This window comes from Parendozoicomonas sp. 2304DJ65-17, from assembly GCF_058148445.1.
Genome location: NZ_JBYVJV010000006.1, coordinates 62,197 through 80,623, shown reverse-complemented (window position 1 = coordinate 80,623; position 18,427 = coordinate 62,197). Strand labels below are relative to the sequence as shown.

The following is an 18,427-nucleotide window of genomic DNA, read 5'->3' as shown; positions in this document are numbered from 1 at the left end:
AGTTTCTGATGGAAACTTAGATTTGGCCTGTTGGTCTTAAATACTCATTCCATAATGCACAGGTTTGAGGGATTCATGGCCGCTCCCACGTTTAAAAAAACAGGCATCTCTGATTCTGCATTGCCGCTCGTTAGTGTTGAGCTGGTTGGTGGGGATTATGTCAGTGGCCAATCAGGGGTCAGGGTTTTCAATCGCAAACTCTCAGAAAGTGCTGCGACTACTGGTTCCTCTGCAACTCTCATGCAACCGGCTCCAGAGCTTTTAAGGTCTCATTCATTAAGCATGGAAGCTTTGCATGTAACAGAGAGAAATATTAAACGACGCAGTGATCCATCCTGGTTTGAGAGAACCTTGTCCCCTCCTCCGGAAGAAAGTGCTCATTTGGAAGCTGAAGTACAACGAGCTCAAGACATTCTTAAGTTGCAGATTATGGCTGAACTGGGTGATAGCTGTGCATTTGAAGATTATATCTGGGTTATTCACACTCCCGAGGAAGCTTTACAGGTTGCACGGCATATAACTGGCCTTTCTTTTGGGTCACCAGAAGTAAAGACGAAACTTTCAGAGATTCTTTCAACTCGTTTAGGTGAGTTGGTAGCTGACAAGGTAGGAAAGAAACATTTTGGAGGTAAGGATTTTACCTCTTCATATTATGAGGCTTTCTCTAGCCAGGCTTCTCGAAGAAGGCCTTATCAGAAGCAATTGGTGACGGATGAACTGGATGTCATTTGCAAAGGTGGTGCTCCCGGTTGCATTGATAAGGGCATGGTTGAGGCAAGAGCTCTTTCATGGCTGAGTGTTGATCCTCTATTTAGAGGTTCTGTGATCAGGTGCAAAACTATCAGTGAGCTCGAATCTTTTATAAAGAAAAGATATGCGGGAACAGCATGTATCCCATCCAACCCTGAAGAGCGGAGTCTTGTAGAGAACAGATTTGTGCAGCTTCTGGCAGGAGAGATGGTAACTGTAACTGCATCGTGTATAGACTCAAGGGCGACTGGCAAGCAGATGGAGAGAGCAAACGGAATCTTAATAGATTACACGAATAGACACGAAGAGAAGGACTGGGTGGAGAAAGAGGTTTGTTTGAGCCTTGTAGGACCAATACTTGCCTATGTAAAAATAACAAACAAAACAGAGAAAAAACTTGAAGACTTTATTGATGAGGACAGGTTTGGGGAACACTTTGGGACGCTTCCTCTACCAAAATTTGCTGAACACATCTCACATTTAGCTGGAACCTTTCCAGAGTTTTTTGATGGTGCTCGTGAAGAGCTCACACTAAGCCACCTGATGACATGTCCCCTTGGAGCAGTGCAGCGTATTTTGAATGAAGATAATGTCGCTGCTCACAATGCTGTAGCTATGACTCATTCATCACTCAAGCATGTTAGGGACTCATTTAAATCTTGTTTCAACAAGCACCGTGTTCTTAACGAATATCTGTACCAGCAGAAGATTCCTCAGAAATTAGCCGAGCTTTCTAATGAAATGGAAAGAACTGTATGGGCAGTCTCTACTCTGATGAGCCAAAGCATGGTGTCAGCTGCTACCTGGGTGAAAGCCGATTTAACCGATAAAGAAAGGGATATGCTTGCAAGACTGGTAGATAACAAAGAAATCATAGCAGTTAACTTGCATGAGGCTTCTTATGCAATAAAGGAATTCAACGCTCTCATCAGTAGGGCAAGGAAAATAGCGGATTCCAAAGGATACCTGCAAGGTTGTATGGCTCAGATATATGACATGCAGAAGTGTTTACAAACACTCGAATACATTGGTGAGAGAGAGTGCATAATTGCAAGGCACAGTGAGTTCTGTGAGGAATTAAAAAAGGCACTGACTTCTCATTTAAAATACTGCCAAAAGACACTGGATGTTGAGCATCTTGGCTCTCATGCCGGCATAGAGACCTCTGTATAACAACAGCAGGTGACAGTACCGGCTGGCTGTGACACTCTGCAATCACTGATACCTTCCGGATTGCTCAAATGAAAATATGGGTTGATGCCGACGCTTGTCCTAATGTCATTAAAGAGATTTTGTTCAAGGCTGCTCAGCGCACGAAAACCGAGATGACACTGGTTGCAAACCAGTATCTCCGAACACCTCCTTCTCCCTTAATCAACTCTGTTCAAGTTCCTGCTGGCTTTGATGTTGCGGATAATCATATTGTTCAGGAATGCGTGTCTGGCGACCTTGTGATTACAGCAGATATTCCTCTTGCGGCAGAAGTTTTGCAGAAAGGCGCACATGCCCTGAACCCCCGGGGTGAGTTTTACGATCAGGAAAACATACGTCATCGTCTGGCTATGCGGAATTTTATGGAAGAAATGCGCAGCACTGGCCAGGTGTCCGGAGGCCCACCGCCGTTGGGCAATCGGGAAAAAATGGATTTTGGCAACGCTCTGGATAAATTCTTGGCTCAACACAAATAACAAGAAAGGCTAACCGTGAAACTCTACAGCTACTTTCGTTCCTCTGCTGCATTTCGAGCCCGTATCGCCCTGAACCTGAAAGGTTTGGATTATGAACAGGTTGCAGTCAATCTGCTTAACGGCGAGCAGAATGAACAGGAATATAAAGCGGTAAATCCTATGGGGTTGGTTCCTGCACTAGAAACTGAGGAAGGAGTGCTGGGGCAGTCGCTGGCAATTATTGAGTGGCTGGATGAAACCTATCCGGAACCAGCCCTGTTGCCAAAGTCAGCCTGGGAGAAGGCTCACGTTCGAGCTCTGGCTTATGAGGTTGCCTGCGACATTCATCCTTTGAATAATTCCCGGGTGCTTAAATATCTGAAAAATGATCTGTCCCAGAGTGAGGAAGCAGTAACAACCTGGTATCACCACTGGATTGCCAAGAGTTTTGAGGCTCTGGAGCAGCAGGTTGAAGCTGCTCCCTTCTGTGTGGGGAATACACCGACCTTAGCGGATGTTTGCCTGATCCCTCAGGTGAAAAATGCCAAACGTTTTTCTATGGATCTTTCTGCATTCCCCAAAATCGTAAGCATCTGGGAACATTGCATGACGCTGGATGCATTTGCTCAGGCTGCTCCAGAGAATCAGCCTGATAAGGTCTAACCGTTTTGCTCGGCCATATGTTTGTTCTTTAAACGAACATAGTTTTTGGAAGAGTACAGAAAGAAATCCCGTTCTTTGTCGGTAAGAGGGCGGGCTTTCTTGGCTGGATTGCCTTTATACACATATCCGCTTTGAAGGTGTGCTTTTGGCGGAACCATAGCGCCTGCCGCAACTAAAACTTCAGGCTCTACAACCGCACCATCCATCACAATTGCTCCAAGGCCAATAAGTACCCGGTCGTGAATTGTGCAGCCATGCAAAGTGGCGTTATGGCCGATGGTAACGTCATCACCAATATGCAAAGGCCAGCCATCGGTGTTGTAGGGGCCTGCATGGGTAATGTGAAGTACGGAGCCATCTTGAACACTGGTGCGTTCACCAATGCGGATTTCGTGCATATCGCCCCGAATCACTGCGCAGGGCCAGATAGAGCTGTCTTTTCCTATTGAAACATCACCCAGTACGACAGCAGTGTCGTCAACAAAAACCTTATCGCCCAGTGAGGGTGTTTTGCCTTGGTAGCTGCGTATAGTCATAGGAACGTCTGGTAGCTCTCGTATGTGGAGTTAATGTTGGCAAAGCATAATGAATACAAAAGCAGGGATGCAAACTAATCACTGTATTGAAATCTGATGGGGTTAAGACCCAGTTTCTTGCAAAGGCAAGAAACTGGGCTACTTCTATGGGCTTATTTAATTTTCAAGAATAAGTCATGCAGAGATTAATAACTTTATATACGTTGCCAAGGTTTAAATGCCAGCGCCCAGATTTCAGCTGTTCTGAATGGCTCTGTTTTTTTCGGCTACTCCTTTGTTGTTTGCTGATCATAGCTGTTATACCGAAGGTCAGTGCGGAGGAAAGCTTACCTGTACAGGAACGTGAGCTGGATGATACCGCCAGAGACTTGTTGGATATCCACCCTGAGTGGCAGATATTCCCTACAGAGAAGCTGGAGTCCCTAAAACCTGCCCCCTACGGTTATATGGGGCGAGGCTGGGAGGTGCTCTACGATCATGCTTTATCTTTAGCAATGTTGCCTGCTTTGATCTTTATCGGGGTAGATGATGGAGATTCTCTTTGGGTTGGGGGGCTACTCTCTGATGTAGCAACCTCTATGTCTCAGTTCGAACTCATGTGGCGGGTTGGCGCAATAAACTTTGACCCTAAATTTCTGGTTAAACTCCTGAAGGGGAAACGTAATGTTTTTTGGGCGCAGAGAGGAGCTGCTTTGGTCCCATCGGCGTTATTTAATCTGCGGGAAGTCTCTTGGCAGATGGGACTAACCAGAACAGGCCGAAGCCATATCAAGTTGCATCCAGAAAGTTTTGGTAAGTACTTTTCGTTCAGTTTTGAAGAAACCAATGCTCGAGTAGAAGGCCTTCCATTTCCCAGAATTGATATAAAGGTTCACCCTGTTTCCATTCAAAATGAACCTTATGGGTCAGGCTATGAGAAAGCCTTAGTTGGCTTGCATGAGAGCGCTCGTACCAACGGCATAACCAGAATCAGCATTTATGGTGCGAAGGAAACTGTTGATAAAAAATCGCAACTCTCGCTCTATCTGCGCCTTTATTCAGACATTCACGAACCACGCCTGATCCGCTTCCCTGTTAGTTTTGGAGATGCCTATGAAGGGGTATGGTGGACGGAGGCTCTGGAAAATCGCTGGATTCAACGGGTTTATAACAAGGATGACCAATACCGGATCGTGCAGTCTCTGAATTACTTGCGGGGGTATGGCAAGCCTCTTTTAAACCCCATAAGCAAAGGTATTCTCGAACATATTCCTGAGTTGATAGAGACCTCTTTCCTGGTCAGTGACGAAGAGCTACAAACCTCTAACTGGAAAGGGTACACCTGGAAGTATATTGATACGGGCTTAGCCCTTGATATTGAAGATGCAGCAAAACTTGCTGCAACCGGCCTCCCTGCACAATCACAATCACATACATTGATAAGCAATGGGATCAGTGGAGGCGTCTTTATTGATGACTATGAATCCCAGAGCGTTGGCATGCAAAAAATAACACTTCTTACCGGTGCGGATAGTTCATGGATAACGAACAAAAGTCTGGTGCAGATGGATGCGCACTTGCCATGGCTTTACCCTCGGGGCATCTATGCGATTGCCAAGAATATTATTGTGAGTGCGGCTTACATGGGTTTATTCAAAACATATGATATGGCTAAAAAAAGAATGAGTAAGGATGAATATTATGAGGAGAAGTCTGGAGGGTATTCACAAATGCCATCTTACAGTCGATCTTATTCCCCATCTCGCCATACTTCATACTCTCATCCTCGTCGTAGCTCATATTCGCCATCTTACAGTGCTGAGTCGGATGATCCTGATTCTCCCTATAATTATGACTGGGATCAGTAATGCTGCGATTCCGAACCTGTAACCCATAAGGGTTACAGGTTGGAGTGAGTAATTAATACAGGGAGCTGATTATCAGTTTCTGTGCCTTTTTTAGGTTTTTATCGAGATAAAAGCGAGCAGAAATTTAGCCAGAATAGTGCCGTTAGCTTGCAAACTCACCATTGTTGTCTAGTTCTGTAGGTCTGATTTTGGCAACTCACCGGCAAACTCTCATGTTTGACTCGTATCGGCGACGGACATTTCGCTGTCTTACGGCCTCAGTTTTATTTCTGGTTTCTCTGACCACATTCGCATCTTCGAGACTTGAGTTAAGGAGTCACCTTGATAACTGGTATCGGCGAGCTGTTGTACAACAGCCAGGTGCAGTTACTGACGACCAGCATAATCAAGCGCTTCTGGAAGCTCATAGGGAGTGGCGATGGCTGCCCCAGTCCAAATTGTCGGAGATGAGTCTTGCACCATATACGATAAAGGATCGTGTATACGAAGCTGCAAGTGATCATGTCTTGCCGGTTACAGCGCTTTTTATGACTGCTGAGATTTCAAGACAGGCTGGTTGGCTGGAGTATTTCTGGACGGGAAGAAACTCCGGGAAAATGCAGGATTTATTCTGGCGTCTTGGTGATGCTGTTGGTGACGTTGCTACGTCGAGTTCTCCGAATGAAGCGATCTGGAAACTGGGAGTTTCGAATTTTGACATTTTCCGTAATGGAAGCGGAGGCTGGAAAGATCATCTGTTTTATATTTCGAAAAAAACGGCTGCTTACCTTCCACTCCTTTACAGTGCCCTGCCTGAAGTTCTTTGGGAACTGGGAATAGTGAGTCCGGGACATGCCGAGGTTGCCATTGAGCCTGACTATTTTCAGCAGCATCTATCAATCAATGTTAGGAGTGCTCTCAGCGATAAAAACCTGAGTGCTCCACCTTTTGCTCATATTGACCTGGATATTCTCCCGGGAGAACCAATCACTCAGGAACCAGAATCCAGCTATGAGAAAATATTGCAGCAACTGGATGACAGTTGCCGGAAAAATGATATCGATCGCATTCGCTTTTATGGTGTAGAAGAAAAAGGAAGAGAGCTTTCCCTTTACCTTCAGTTTTATTCTGGTAACCGACCCGGCCAGTTTGTGAAGTTTCCTGTCAGTTTTGGTTCATCCAAGGAGGCAGACTGGTGGACAAGAGCGTTGGACTCTCGCACTTTTCACGGCGTATACAACGACCGCGACCAGTACAGGGTTGTACGCGGCTGGAATAATCTTTGGGGGTATAACCGCCCCTTGTTGAACCCTCTGAGTGAAAACATTCTTGCCCAGATCCCAGAACTGATTGAAGCAATGGCAATGAGTACTGAGCTGGAAGTACAAACCGCCCATTGGAAAAAATACCAATGGATGTTTGTAGCTCCGGATCTGGCTGAAGATCTTGGAGATGGCAGTGAACTGGCGGCTCAGGCTATCCCTCTACAGTCCAGCCTTCATGCTTTGGTCAGTAACGGAAGAAAGGGAGCGTTTTTCCTTGACGATCATGAATCTCGTAGAGGCGGGTGGTCGAAAATCACGCTATTAACTCAGTTAGATGCCTCACAGGTTGATAAGGCGGACCTTGTCAGTATGGAATCTCATCTGCCCTGGCTGCCAGTGCGAGGAAGTGCCCGTATCGCAAAACAGGTTGCAACCAATTATGCCTATAGTTTGCTGGCGAAAGCATTCTTTAACTGGAGGAGTCATGCACCGAAATCTGATGCTCATGATGAGCTGGGTGGGCCAAGGAAACGTAAGTTTGGACTGCTTGAGGACGATGAAGATCAGAGAGTAACTGGCTCTGGGGGTGAGAAGTCTAAAACAAAAACTACGGCATCAATCTATCCCACACAAGCTTTAGACGATGAATATAAGAGGCTGGAGCAGGAAGAAGCAGGTGCCTATGCAAGTACGCCACAACCACCCAAGGGTGCACCGCCTCCCCCACCTCCACCAACAGTTCAGCCACCTACAGTGCCAAAGAGCACAATCAGGCTGAAAACTCGTGATGGAGGAGGACTAACTCATGTGAGTCCGACTACGAAGAAGTCTAGTGGTTATGTTTCAGAGCTGATGCAGGGAACTACAAAACTGAGATCGGTCGATGAAAGACGCAGACGTGATCCTACCCCTCCACGGGAGCCTACTGAGCTAGAGAAGAGAATGGCGACTATCCGTAAAGGCACAAAACCATCACCGGAGAATTCATTAACTTTCGGGGAGGATGACTTTGATGGAGGCGGCAAGCCAAAAGAGTGTTCGATAATGTGAGCTGAAGAATCCAGCAGAGCTGAAAGGCCTTGAAATGCCCTGTAGCTGCCACCATTGAAGTCGATAATAGATCGACAGATTGTGGCCGAACAGCCATGGTTAAACATGGTAATAACAGGAAGGGCATCGAATGAGCAATCCTCTGCTGGACCAGAACCAACTGCCACCATTTTCCAAGGTGTCAGCCGAACATGTCGGCCCTGCTATAGATGAACTGTTGAAAGAGTCTCGTGAAGGAATCGAGACTCTTTTATCGAAAGGAAAAACTTACACCTGGGCCAATCTTCAGGAGCCAATGGATGCTCTTGATGAACGCCTTAGCCATGCCTGGTCTCCTGTGTCTCACATGAACGCTGTAGTCAACAGTGATGAACTGCGGGATGCCTACAACGGTTGTTTGCCAAAACTATCCGAGTTTGGAACTTGGGTTGGCCAGAACAAAGACCTGTTTGATGCCTACAAGCAGATTGCTGATGGCGAAGAGTACAAAACTCTCGATGAAGCCCAGAGTAAGGTTATTGATAACGCTTTGCGTGATTTTCATCTGGCAGGTGTTGACCTACCAGAAGAGAAAAAGAAACGTTATGTTGAACTGAGCATCAAGCTTTCTGAACTGACCAGCGGCTTTTCTGATCGTGTTCTGGATGCCACCATGGCCTGGAGCAAACTGGTTACTGATGAAGCTGAACTGAAAGGTTTACCGGAAAGTGCTCTGGCTGGTGCAAGGCAATTAGCAGAAAGCAAAGGCCACGAAGACGGCTGGATGCTGAACCTCGATTTTCCCTGCTACTTCCCGGTCATGACATACGGTGAAAATCGTGATCTGCGGGAAGAAATGTACACTGCTTATGTGACCCGAGCTTCTGAACAAGGCCCAAATGCTGGTGAGTTTGATAACAGCGAAGCTATGAAAGAAATCATGGCTGCACGCAAAGAACTCTCCGCCCTGCTGGATTTCGAAACCTACGCTGATTACTCCCTTGCTACCAAAATGGCTTCCAGCCCAGCCGAAGTTCTGGAATTTCTGGAAGACCTGGCTGCTCGCAGTAAGCCTCAGGCAGAGCGTGAACTGTCGGAACTGAAAGCATTTGCCAAGGATGAGTTCGGTGTAGAGGAATTGTCGGCCTGGGATATTAATTTCTACGGGGAAAAGCTGCGCCAGCAACGTTACTCCATCAGTCAGGAAGAGCTGCGTCCCTGGTTCCCGGCCAACAAAGCTATCAACGGTATGTTTGAAGTGGTTGGTCGTTTGTACGGCATCACTTTCAAACCCTGTGAAGGTATTGATACCTGGCACAAAGATGTTCAGTTCTTTGATATTGAGCGAGGTGGCAATGTTATAGGTCGCTTCTATCTTGATCTGTACGCCCGTGAACATAAGCGAGGTGGTGCCTGGATGGCAGATTGCCATAATCGCCGTAAGGCTGATGGCAAGGTTCACACGCCGGTTGCCTTCCTGACCTGCAACTTCACTCCGCCCGTTGGTGATAAGCCTGCGCTGTTAACCCATGATGAAGTTGTGACCTTGTTCCACGAGTTTGGTCATGGCCTGCATCACATGCTGACCAAGGTCGATTACGCTGCAGTTTCCGGTATCAGCGGTGTGCCATGGGATGCCGTGGAACTGCCAAGCCAGTTTATGGAAAACTGGTGTTGGGAGAAAGAAGCGCTGGCTCTGATTTCTGGTCATCATGAAACCGGTGAACCTTTACCAGATGAAATGCTGGAGAAGATGCTGGCAGCCAAGAACTTCCAGTCTGCAATGATGATTGTTCGTCAGCTGGAGTTTGCAATGTTTGACTTCCGTCTGCACCACGGCTGGAAAGATGGAATGGATATTCAAAAGGCTCTGGATGATGTGCGCAGCCAGGTGTCTGTGTTGGTTCCGCCAGCGTTTAACCGGTTCCAGAACAGTTTCTCTCATATCTTTGCAGGTGGTTATGCTGCGGGTTATTACAGCTACCTGTGGGCAGAAGTTCTCTCTGCAGATGCGTTCTCCAGGTTTGAGGAAGACGGCATCTTTAACCGGGAAACAGGTGAGTCTTTCCTTAACGAAATTCTTGAACGCGGTGGTTCCAGAGAACCAGCAGATATGTTCAAGGCTTTCCGTGGCCGCAAGCCTGAGCTGGATGCTATGCTGCGCCACAAAGGTATTACCGGCTGATAGTTAAGAGTTAGCCTAAATGCTGGTTGGGTTTATTTAGCCCGATCAGCTTGCAGTGAGAATAATTATGAAAAAGCGCTTTATTGCCGGAGCTGTCTGCCCCAAATGTGCGGCGATGGATCGTCTGGTTATGTTTGAAGATCAGGGAGTCACTATTCGCGAATGTGTTGAGTGTGGCTTTACTGATAACCAGAAAAACCTGGAACCACAGGATGAACTGGAAACCCGTGTGAATCAGGTTGATGAGCACGATGCAGCAGCGCAAACAGACGACGATGTTTCTCCTATAAAAATCCTTCACTGACACTGTTTTATTGAGAAAAGCAAACTGGTGCGATAGTCATTCATAACGACAACTAAACTCCTGAGCTGCTCTGAGGAGGTCGTTATGATTTTCTACAAACCCCTGATGTATCGACTGTTCGTCGGCAGTTTGTTTCTTAGCTTTTGTTGTGCCCAGGCTTCAGAAGAAAAACCTTCGCCATCTCCTTCATCTGCTTCTGCACAAGCAAAGCAGATGGGTGCCGATGAGGCTGGCACAGGTTCCCCTGTTGTAGGGCCCGACTCGCCTCCTCCCGCCAGAGAAGCAAAGGAAATCTCAGGTAAAGCATTTACTCGTGAAGAGAGTTTCTCCGGTGATGAGGAGACTGATGAACCTGTCTCAGTATCGGGTTTCTCAGAGTTTTCTGAGCGACCATCGGCTATTTTCCTGACTTCGAAAGATGATATTTGTGAGTTTTCTATTCCGTGGCGGCCTGGTGCCAGCGCTAAAGTCAGTGTTTTCCCATGGAATGATGAAGAAAGAGTTTTCGATTTCAGTGAGGCTTTGTCTCAAGCAGAGCTCCAGCCTAAATCCCATCCTGAAGAAGATGGCGCAAAGCTTGTAGGAAGCTTTCAAACTGCAGCTCTGCGAGAAAAAGGCTGGCTTTTCCGGGTGATGGTGAGCAATAACAATATGATGGGAGGGCTAGTTGTACGTCACTTCACAGTTGTATTGCTGGATAAGGACAAAATTAAAATGGTCACTCTGCTGGATGCCAATGGAATCGGTGTAGAGGGCACGGGAAAAGAACTTAAGGCGTTTACGAAAAGGGCAAGCAAACTGGGCTTAGATGAACTGGTTATTCTTGCGGCAAATGTTTCTCAGCCTCACTTTCAGGCTCAGCTTCCCCGGAATGTGGTTTATATGACGAAAGAGTTTGTTGTCGGCTGGGAAAAAGAGCTGAAAGACTTAACCAAAATTCCAGTAAGCGTTGATGAAGAAGAACAAGGGACGAGAGCCGATAAGCGTGATGAACTTATAAGCCAGTTAGAAAAATTCAAAAAGGAGGAACGCGAAGAAGAGGATGTTGATGCTCTGCCTTTCAAGTTTCTAAGAGAACTCGTTACCAGAGATGATCCTTTAAAACCCAGACCAGGTATGGAGGACTTTTTCTTTGACCCCTCTGAGGTCAGTATGCGCCTCGGCTCAGTGGCAACCACACAAGCAAAGTTCCATGGCTTACAGATTACCCCATGGGACAAGGAAGGGAGTGATCTGACGAAAACACATCTGGTTCCCCTTCACCCCATTGATAAAAAGCTAATGCCGGTATTGGATGCCCAACATTTTCCTGAATCGGAAAGGGACTACCATGAGCTGCTCTGGCTAAGAAATCAGACCGTTATGGGAAGAACACACGGCATTGTGTTAACGCCTGAAATTCTGGATAAACAAGTTGTAGTCGTGGATATGATGCCTGCGAGAGCTACAGACCGATCTGGTTCACCATCCCAGTGGTTGCATGAGTTTGTAACAGAGCTTGATGATAGAGAGGGAATTTTTATTGTGGTGGGGGGAGACGCCGATGCTTCTTTAGAGGTTAAGCGACACTTGAAAGGGCTGACAGTTGTTCACTTCTGGGATGTTGATGTAGAGAAAGAGAAATACCTTGAAAGCGTTATAGGCAAATTCAAAAGTAAGGGGAAAATTTATAAGCGCTTCCCTCAGAGCAAGCACTTTACCGAAGGTTCTCTAAGTCTTGATGTGGTAAGTATGAAAGAGGCTGTTGAAGTGAAACCTGCTCAAGGAAAAGGCAGATCTTCAAGATCAAGAGTTACTCCTGCCCAGCCGGTAAAGTCCTGATGTGAGTTTTTCTTTGTGGGGCATAAGCCTGATAAAGCTTACTGGTTAACAGGTCTCCTGTGTCCCACTTCTTTTTTGCTTCCAGCAGTTTTTCGAACTCTGGATAGGCACGATTCAGCTGACTGCGACTGGCATACAGTGCATAGGGAAGGTAATAACGCCCACCCATAGAAAGCACTGTATCGATCAGTTCACGGGTGGCCTGAGCCATAGCCTTCTCTGCTTCGGTGGAATCGGGAAGATTCATAAACAGCACAATGGCAAACCGGTCTTCCGGAGCGTAAGGCAACAAAGAATCTTTATCCGCATTTACCCAGCGCAAGGTGGCGTTAACCAATTCGAAGTTCTGGTGCTTTTTAGTCCAGAGTTTTAAAGCGTTCAGAAATGGCTGCAACTGTTCTGGCGGAATAAAGTATTCCTGAAGAATATCTTTGGTTCCGGGAACAGTATTTTTCAAAGATACAACGGATTCGCCCATCGCCTGGTTCCGGGACATTCGGGCACTTTTTTCGTAAAGAAAAAATTCCATGGTTGTACGGGCAAGCCGGGCCAGCCAGCTGGTTTTCATAAGGTTTATTTTCTCTGCTGGTGGAAGGTTGGGTGGTAATAATTCCGGTGGTGGCGGTGCGAGTTCACCTGTGTCGTAATAATTCACAACAATCACGTTCTGAAAAAGAAACATCGGATTAATGGAAAGTCGGGCAGAATGCAGCGCAAGCCTGTTGTTGTTTTTGTATTCATTGAAGAACAGCTTTTCGTAGTCTTTGGCCCGCACCAGCTCCGGACGTTTCAGCAGCATGTGGTTGGGAACAACCCTGAGGGTGATCTGGGTGATAATGCCAACAAGCCCGTAAGTGCCAATAACGGCCCTGAACAGCTCAGGGTTTTCTGTACGACTGGCATAAAGGTGACGGCCATCGGTCAGCAGAACTTTGACCGATTCCACAGTACTGGAAACAGGATTCCAGTGTAAATCCTGCCCGTGAGCGTTCACCCCTAATGAGCCACCAATAGAAAAATCACTGTAAGACTGCATGGCCGTAACCCCCAGGCCAAAAGGCGTCAGATGTTCCTGCAAGCGTTTCCAGGTCATGCCGCTTTGTACGGTTATCAGGTTTTTCTCAATATCCAGATTTATCAGCTGATTCATTTCCCGGGTATTAATCTGGATCACGTTGTTGGCGCAGGTTTGATTACCTTGACTGTAACCGCCTCCCAGAAGGCTTATTCTGGCTTTCTTTTTCCGAGCCTCCTCGATAATCATTTCCAGCTCACGGGGATGGTCTGGGGACTTGATTTGTAAAGGTGTGCACTTCTCAGCTCGGCAGGCAAAGGAGAGAAGTGTAAGAAGAAGTAAAGTGAAAGCATGAAAAGATGCTGACATTGGACACCGGAACATGAAAACCTCCGTTTAGAAAAACGGCTTTACCAGCCATTAGTTTTCGGAGTCTCCTTGTGTGGAATCGGTTCAAATATAGTCCGTTGTGCTGGCTGTCCTGTTATCTCTGTTTTTAACAAAGGCCTGCCGTAATCTCGTTTCAATTTGCTTGCGGAAGATACGATTAACGTAGCCTTAAGCGCTTTATACAGAGTGTTTTTATAAAAAAATTCACAAAATTATGTGTTTGCTTTTGTTAGCTCATGTTGTTTAATGAAGGAGCAGTTAGAAACTCAGTGGAAATGTTGTAACCAGATTTCGAGAAGCAGGAAGCCCCTGTGAAGTGTTTGGTACAGGCAATGTAAGATTTTTTCGTCTCTCACGGAAAAGAATAACTGGGCTTATAAACTGTTTCCGCTGTCTGGCGGATGATGTCTGTTTGATGTTGGGTCTTGAACGGTGCCGGTAAAAGCCGGGTGTCGTGTCAGCCTGTCTCTCTTTTTGCAGAGTCCTCTGCAAATTTCTCGTTTATCTCGCCTGAGTTTTCATCGTAAACAATGCGAAACAGCTCGGTGTTGGCTACTTTTTTGTCAGTGCCGGGGAATAATAAAAATAAGCACTGTCCAACGTATGCCGTACGCCTGTGGGTAGCTGTAATCCCCTGAATTCATGTTGCGATAGAGCTACCGTCAGAGGATGGAAGTGAATGAGGCTGCAAGCGAGAAGACTTGTCATGCTTCTGATCGGCCTGATGACCTCCCCTGCCCTTTGGGCTGAGTGGGCGTTCAACATGCCGAAAGGGGTCACGGATCTCAGTCATTCAATTTATGATCTGCACATGACGATCTTCTGGATCACCGTTGCTATTGGTGTTCTGGTGTTTGGCGTGATGTTCTGGTCAGTCATCTTTCACCGCAAATCGCGGGGAGCGAAAGCGGCTGAGTTTCACGAAAGCACACTGGTAGAGATTCTCTGGACCAGTATTCCTTTTGCTATTTTGGTTGTCATGGCAATTCCTGCCACTAAAACCCTGATCGAAGTTTATAACGCGGATGACGCGGATATAGATATCAAGGTCACCGGTTACCAGTGGAAGTGGCAATACGAGTACCTTGGAGAAGAAGTCAGCTTCTTCAGCAACCTCTCCACGTCACGGGATGAGGTAAACAACCTCCGTCCGAAAAATACCAACTACCTTCTTGAGGTTGATGAGCCGCTTGTGGTGCCAACCGGTAAGAAGATTCGTTTCCTTGTCACCGGTGCCGACGTTATCCACTCCTGGTGGGTACCGGAACTGGCTGTAAAGAAAGATGCGATTCCCGGTTTTATCAACGAGTCCTGGGCCAAGATCAATGAGCCCGGCATTTACCGTGGCCAGTGCGCGGAACTCTGCGGAAAAGATCACGGCTTTATGCCCATTGTGGTTGATGCACGGCCACAGGCTGAGTACGAAGACTGGTTACAGGAAAAGCGTGAAGAAGCAGCCAAGATTCGCGAGCTGACCCAGAAAGACTGGACCATGGATGAACTCATGGCCAAAGGTGAGCAGGTTTACGGCAAGGTTTGTGTGGCCTGTCACCAGGCTAATGGTCAGGGTATTCCGCCTATGTTCCCGGCTCTGAAAGGTCAGCCTATCGCCATCAAGAAAGAAATGATTGGTGACCATATCGATATGGTTCTTTATGGCAAGAAAGGCACAGCCATGCAGGCCTTCAAAGATCAGCTGAGTGAAGTCGATATTGCCGCTGTTATCACTTACGAGCGGAACGCATGGGGTAATAACACCGGAGAAATGATTACTCCGAAAGATATTCTCGACTACAAGAAAGACGGGAAATACACAGGTCAATATGCAACGGAGGCCAAGTAATGAGTGACCATCATCACGGGCCTGCCAAAGGCCTGATGCGCTGGGTGCTGACCACAAATCATAAAGACATTGGTTCAATGTATCTGTGGTTCAGCTTCGCAATGTTTCTGTTTGGCGGCTCCATGGCTATGGTGATTCGGGCAGAGCTGTTTCAGCCCGGTCTGCAGCTTGTAGAGCCAAATTTCTTTAACCAGATGACTACCATGCATGGTTTGGTCATGGTGTTTGGTGCAGTTATGCCAGCCTTTGTTGGTTTGGCAAACTGGATGATTCCGATGATGATCGGAGCACCTGATATGGCACTGCCACGGATGAATAACTGGAGTTTCTGGATTCTTCCGTTTGCCTTTGCGCTTATGACCAGCACCCTGTTTATGGAAGGTGGCGGTCCTAACTTTGGCTGGACCTTCTATGCACCGTTATCCACAGATTATGCCCCGCCATCAACGACTTACTTTATCTTCGCAGTTCACATGATGGGTGTGTCTTCGATCATGGGGGCGATTAATGTTATTGCCACAATCCTGAACCTTCGGGCTCCGGGTATGACATTGATGAAGATGCCACTGTTTGTGTGGACATGGCTGATCACTGCCTACCTTCTAATTGCGGTTATGCCTGTACTGGCTGGCGCTGTGACCATGATGCTGATGGATATTCACTTCGGTACCTCGTTCTTTAACGCAGGTGGTGGGGGTGACCCGGTTCTGTTCCAGCATGTGTTCTGGTTCTTCGGGCATCCCGAGGTGTACATCATGATCCTGCCGGCATTCGGAATCGTATCAGCGATTATTCCGGCCTTTGCCCGTAAGCAACTGTTTGGCTACACATCAATGGTTTACGCCGTTGCCAGTATCGCCTTCCTGTCGTTCATCGTATGGGCGCACCATATGTTTACGGTGGGTATCCCGCTGGTGGGCGAAGTGTTCTTTATGTACGCCACCATGCTGATAGCAGTGCCGACCGGGGTGAAAGTGTTTAACTGGATTGCCACCATGTTCCGGGGATCTCTCACCTTTGAAACGCCGATGCTGTTCTCAATAGCGTTTGTGGTGTTGTTTACCATTGGTGGTTTCTCTGGGTTGATGTTGTCTATCGCGCCAGCTGACTTCCAGTACCACGACACATATTTTGTTGTTGCCCACTTCCACTACGTGCTGGTTCCCGGTGCAATCTTTGCGATTTTTGCAGGGGTTTATTACTGGCTGCCTAAGTGGACTGGTCATATGTATGACACGGCACTTTCCAAGGTTCACTTCTGGATGTCGTTTATTGGTATGAACCTTACTTTCTTCCCAATGCACTTTGTTGGGCTGGCAGGTATGCCAAGACGTATTCCCGATTACAACATGCAGTTTGCCGACTTCAACATGCTCTCCAGTATTGGCGGGTTCATGTTTGGTGTAACCCAGCTGTTGTTCCTGTTTATTGTGATTAAGTGTGTGAAGAGTGGTGAAAAGGCTGAAGCCAAGCCCTGGGAAGGTGCTCATGGTCTGGAATGGATGGTGCCTTCACCGGCTCCCTATCACACATTCACTACGCCTCCTGATGTGAAGTAAAGGAGGCGTGGGATTATGCAACTGAACCCAGCACAGAAGACGATTGTTAAAGCCACCATAACCGCTATTGGTATGTTTGCTTTTGTCTTTGTCGTGATGGTGCCTTTGTATAACGTGCTTTGTCAGGTCACGGGTCTGAATGGAAAAACAGACCCGAACCCTTACAAGTCTGTTCCCGCCGCCGTGGATACATCACGAACAATTACTGTGCAGTTTCTGGCAACAAACAACAAAGGCATGAACTGGGATTTCAAGCCCAGCACCCATCAGGTGAAGGTTCATCCCGGAGAGATTGGCTCGCTGACATTCTATGTTCGCAATCCTTCCGGTAAGAATATGGTGGGGCAGGCAATTCCCAGTGTGTCGCCTTTTGAAGCCACAGATTATCTGCACAAAACCGAATGTTTCTGCTTTACCTCCCAGCCTCTGGAGGCCCACGAGGAAAAGCTAATGCCGCTGAAAATTATCGTAGATCAGGATCTGCCAAAGCATATTAACAAGCTGACCCTATCCTACACGCTGTTCGACATTACAGAAATGAATAAGAAGAGGACTGCCGGGCTGTAAGTCCCGTAAATCTCAGGCTGGTGCACACAGTGCACCTATTAAGGAGAGAGCAATGGCAAGTGAAACACAGGGAGCGAATGAGGGCGAAGGCACCTACTACGTTCCTGCTCAAAGTAAGTGGCCCATTGTTGCAACTGTAGGACTGTTCCTGACGCTGGTTGGTGCTGGCATGATGATGAACAGTATGAGCGCCAAAGCTGATGACCCCACCGGGCACTATGTATTTTTTATTGGTGCGCTGGTTATGGCTTACATGCTGTTTGGCTGGTTTGGCGATGTTATTCGCGAATCTCGCGCTGGTCTGTACAGCCCCCAGATGGATCGTAGTTTTCGCTGGGGTATGGGTTGGTTCATCTTTTCCGAAGTGATGTTTTTCTCGGCATTTTTTGGCGCACTGTTTTTCGTCCGCTTCTATGCCGTGCCTTGGCTGGGTGGTGAAGGTGAGAAAGGTGTGACTCAACTTCTCTGGCCTGGTTTTACTGCAGAATGGCCGTTGATGACTAACCCTGACCCGGAAACTTTTAAAGGGCCTGCTAAGCTGGTTGACCCTTGGACACTGCCGCTCATCAACACCATCTTGCTGGTGACCTCGAGTGTGACCTGTACCAAGGCTCACCATGCTCTGATAGCCGATAACCGCACAAGTACGAAGAACTGGTTGGCTATTACTCTGGTTCTTGGTTTTGTGTTCCTGGGCGTACAGGGTTACGAGTACTACCACGCTTACAACGATCTTGGATTAACGCTTAACTCCGGTATCTATGGTTCAACGTTCTTTATGCTGACAGGCTTTCACGGGGCGCATGTAACCCTTGGAGCCATAATGCTGTTGATCATGTATATCCGGATAGCAAAGGGGCACTTTACCGGGAAGAACCACTTCGGCTTTGAAGCTGCAGCTTGGTATTGGCACTTTGTAGATGTGGTTTGGATTGGACTGTTCTTGTTTGTTTACGTGTTGTGATGGTTGGTTGTTGGGTTACGACGTTGCACGTCTAACCCAACAA

The 18,427-nt window shown here is 47.3% G+C and carries 14 protein-coding genes; 12 read left to right on the top strand and 2 right to left on the bottom strand.

Features of this window, described 5'->3' with window-relative positions:
- Positions 1-75 precede the first annotated feature (75 nt).
- From ACY2RR_RS15610 to maiA, 3 genes are all read left to right on the top strand, one after another.
- Positions 76-1,923, top strand: a complete 1,848-nt coding sequence (locus tag ACY2RR_RS15610; protein WP_490109097.1) for a hypothetical protein — start codon at positions 76-78, stop codon at positions 1,921-1,923.
- A 68-nt stretch (positions 1,924-1,991) separates the two neighbouring features.
- Positions 1,992-2,438, top strand: coding sequence for a YaiI/YqxD family protein (locus ACY2RR_RS15605; RefSeq protein ID WP_490109096.1), 447 nt, complete (start codon positions 1,992-1,994; stop codon positions 2,436-2,438).
- A 15-nt stretch (positions 2,439-2,453) separates the two neighbouring features.
- Positions 2,454-3,080, top strand: coding sequence for a maleylacetoacetate isomerase (gene maiA / locus ACY2RR_RS15600; RefSeq protein WP_490109095.1), 627 nt, complete (start codon positions 2,454-2,456; stop codon positions 3,078-3,080).
- On the opposite strand, the gene ACY2RR_RS15595 is transcribed toward maiA, so the two are convergent.
- Positions 3,077-3,616 (bottom strand): gamma carbonic anhydrase family protein, encoded by a 540-nt coding sequence (locus tag ACY2RR_RS15595; RefSeq protein ID WP_490109094.1) that lies wholly within the window; start codon positions 3,614-3,616, stop codon positions 3,077-3,079. The genes maiA and ACY2RR_RS15595 overlap by 4 nt on opposite strands.
- Before the next feature lie 371 nt (positions 3,617-3,987).
- On the opposite strand from ACY2RR_RS15595, the gene ACY2RR_RS15590 reads away from it, so the two are divergent.
- From ACY2RR_RS15590 to ACY2RR_RS15570, 5 genes are all read left to right on the top strand, one after another.
- Positions 3,988-5,463 carry a hypothetical protein gene (locus tag ACY2RR_RS15590; RefSeq protein ID WP_490109093.1) on the top strand — a complete coding sequence of 492 codons (1,476 nt, stop codon included), beginning with the start codon at positions 3,988-3,990 and terminating at the stop codon, positions 5,461-5,463.
- Between the two features lie 212 nt (positions 5,464-5,675).
- Complete coding sequence (locus tag ACY2RR_RS15585; RefSeq protein WP_490109092.1) at positions 5,676-7,757, top strand: hypothetical protein; 2,082 nt, start codon at positions 5,676-5,678, stop codon at positions 7,755-7,757.
- 130 nt (positions 7,758-7,887) lie between these two features.
- Positions 7,888-9,921 (top strand): oligopeptidase A, encoded by a 2,034-nt coding sequence (gene prlC, locus ACY2RR_RS15580; protein ID WP_490109091.1) that lies wholly within the window; start codon positions 7,888-7,890, stop codon positions 9,919-9,921.
- 67 nt (positions 9,922-9,988) lie between these two features.
- Positions 9,989-10,225, top strand: a complete 237-nt coding sequence (locus ACY2RR_RS15575) for a YheV family putative zinc ribbon protein (protein ID WP_490109090.1) — start codon at positions 9,989-9,991, stop codon at positions 10,223-10,225.
- Between the two features lie 84 nt (positions 10,226-10,309).
- Positions 10,310-12,046, top strand: coding sequence for a hypothetical protein (locus ACY2RR_RS15570; protein ID WP_490109089.1), 1,737 nt, complete (start codon positions 10,310-10,312; stop codon positions 12,044-12,046).
- On the opposite strand, the gene ACY2RR_RS15565 is transcribed toward ACY2RR_RS15570, so the two are convergent.
- Positions 12,018-13,430: an FAD-binding protein gene (locus ACY2RR_RS15565; RefSeq protein WP_490109088.1), complete on the bottom strand. Its 1,413-nt coding sequence runs from the start codon at positions 13,428-13,430 to the stop codon at positions 12,018-12,020. The genes ACY2RR_RS15570 and ACY2RR_RS15565 overlap by 29 nt on opposite strands.
- Before the next feature lie 727 nt (positions 13,431-14,157).
- Here ACY2RR_RS15565 and coxB point away from each other — a divergent pair.
- The 4 genes from coxB to ACY2RR_RS15545 are packed head-to-tail and all read left to right on the top strand — an operon-like array spanning position 14,158 to position 18,384.
- Positions 14,158-15,294 carry a cytochrome c oxidase subunit II gene (gene coxB / locus ACY2RR_RS15560; protein WP_490109087.1) on the top strand — a complete coding sequence of 379 codons (1,137 nt, stop codon included), beginning with the start codon at positions 14,158-14,160 and terminating at the stop codon, positions 15,292-15,294.
- Positions 15,294-16,853 (top strand): cytochrome c oxidase subunit I, encoded by a 1,560-nt coding sequence (gene ctaD, locus ACY2RR_RS15555; RefSeq protein ID WP_490109086.1) that lies wholly within the window; start codon positions 15,294-15,296, stop codon positions 16,851-16,853. Before coxB ends, ctaD begins: the two co-directional genes overlap by 1 nt.
- Positions 16,854-16,868: 15 nt before the next feature.
- The gene (locus ACY2RR_RS15550) at positions 16,869-17,420 is read left to right on the top strand and encodes a cytochrome c oxidase assembly protein (protein ID WP_490109085.1); all 552 of its coding nucleotides are present in this window, start codon (positions 16,869-16,871) and stop codon (positions 17,418-17,420) included.
- Positions 17,421-17,472: 52 nt separating this feature from the next.
- Entirely contained in the window at positions 17,473-18,384 is a 912-nt protein-coding gene (locus ACY2RR_RS15545) for a cytochrome c oxidase subunit 3 (RefSeq protein WP_490109084.1), read from the top strand.
- Positions 18,385-18,427 lie beyond the last annotated feature (43 nt).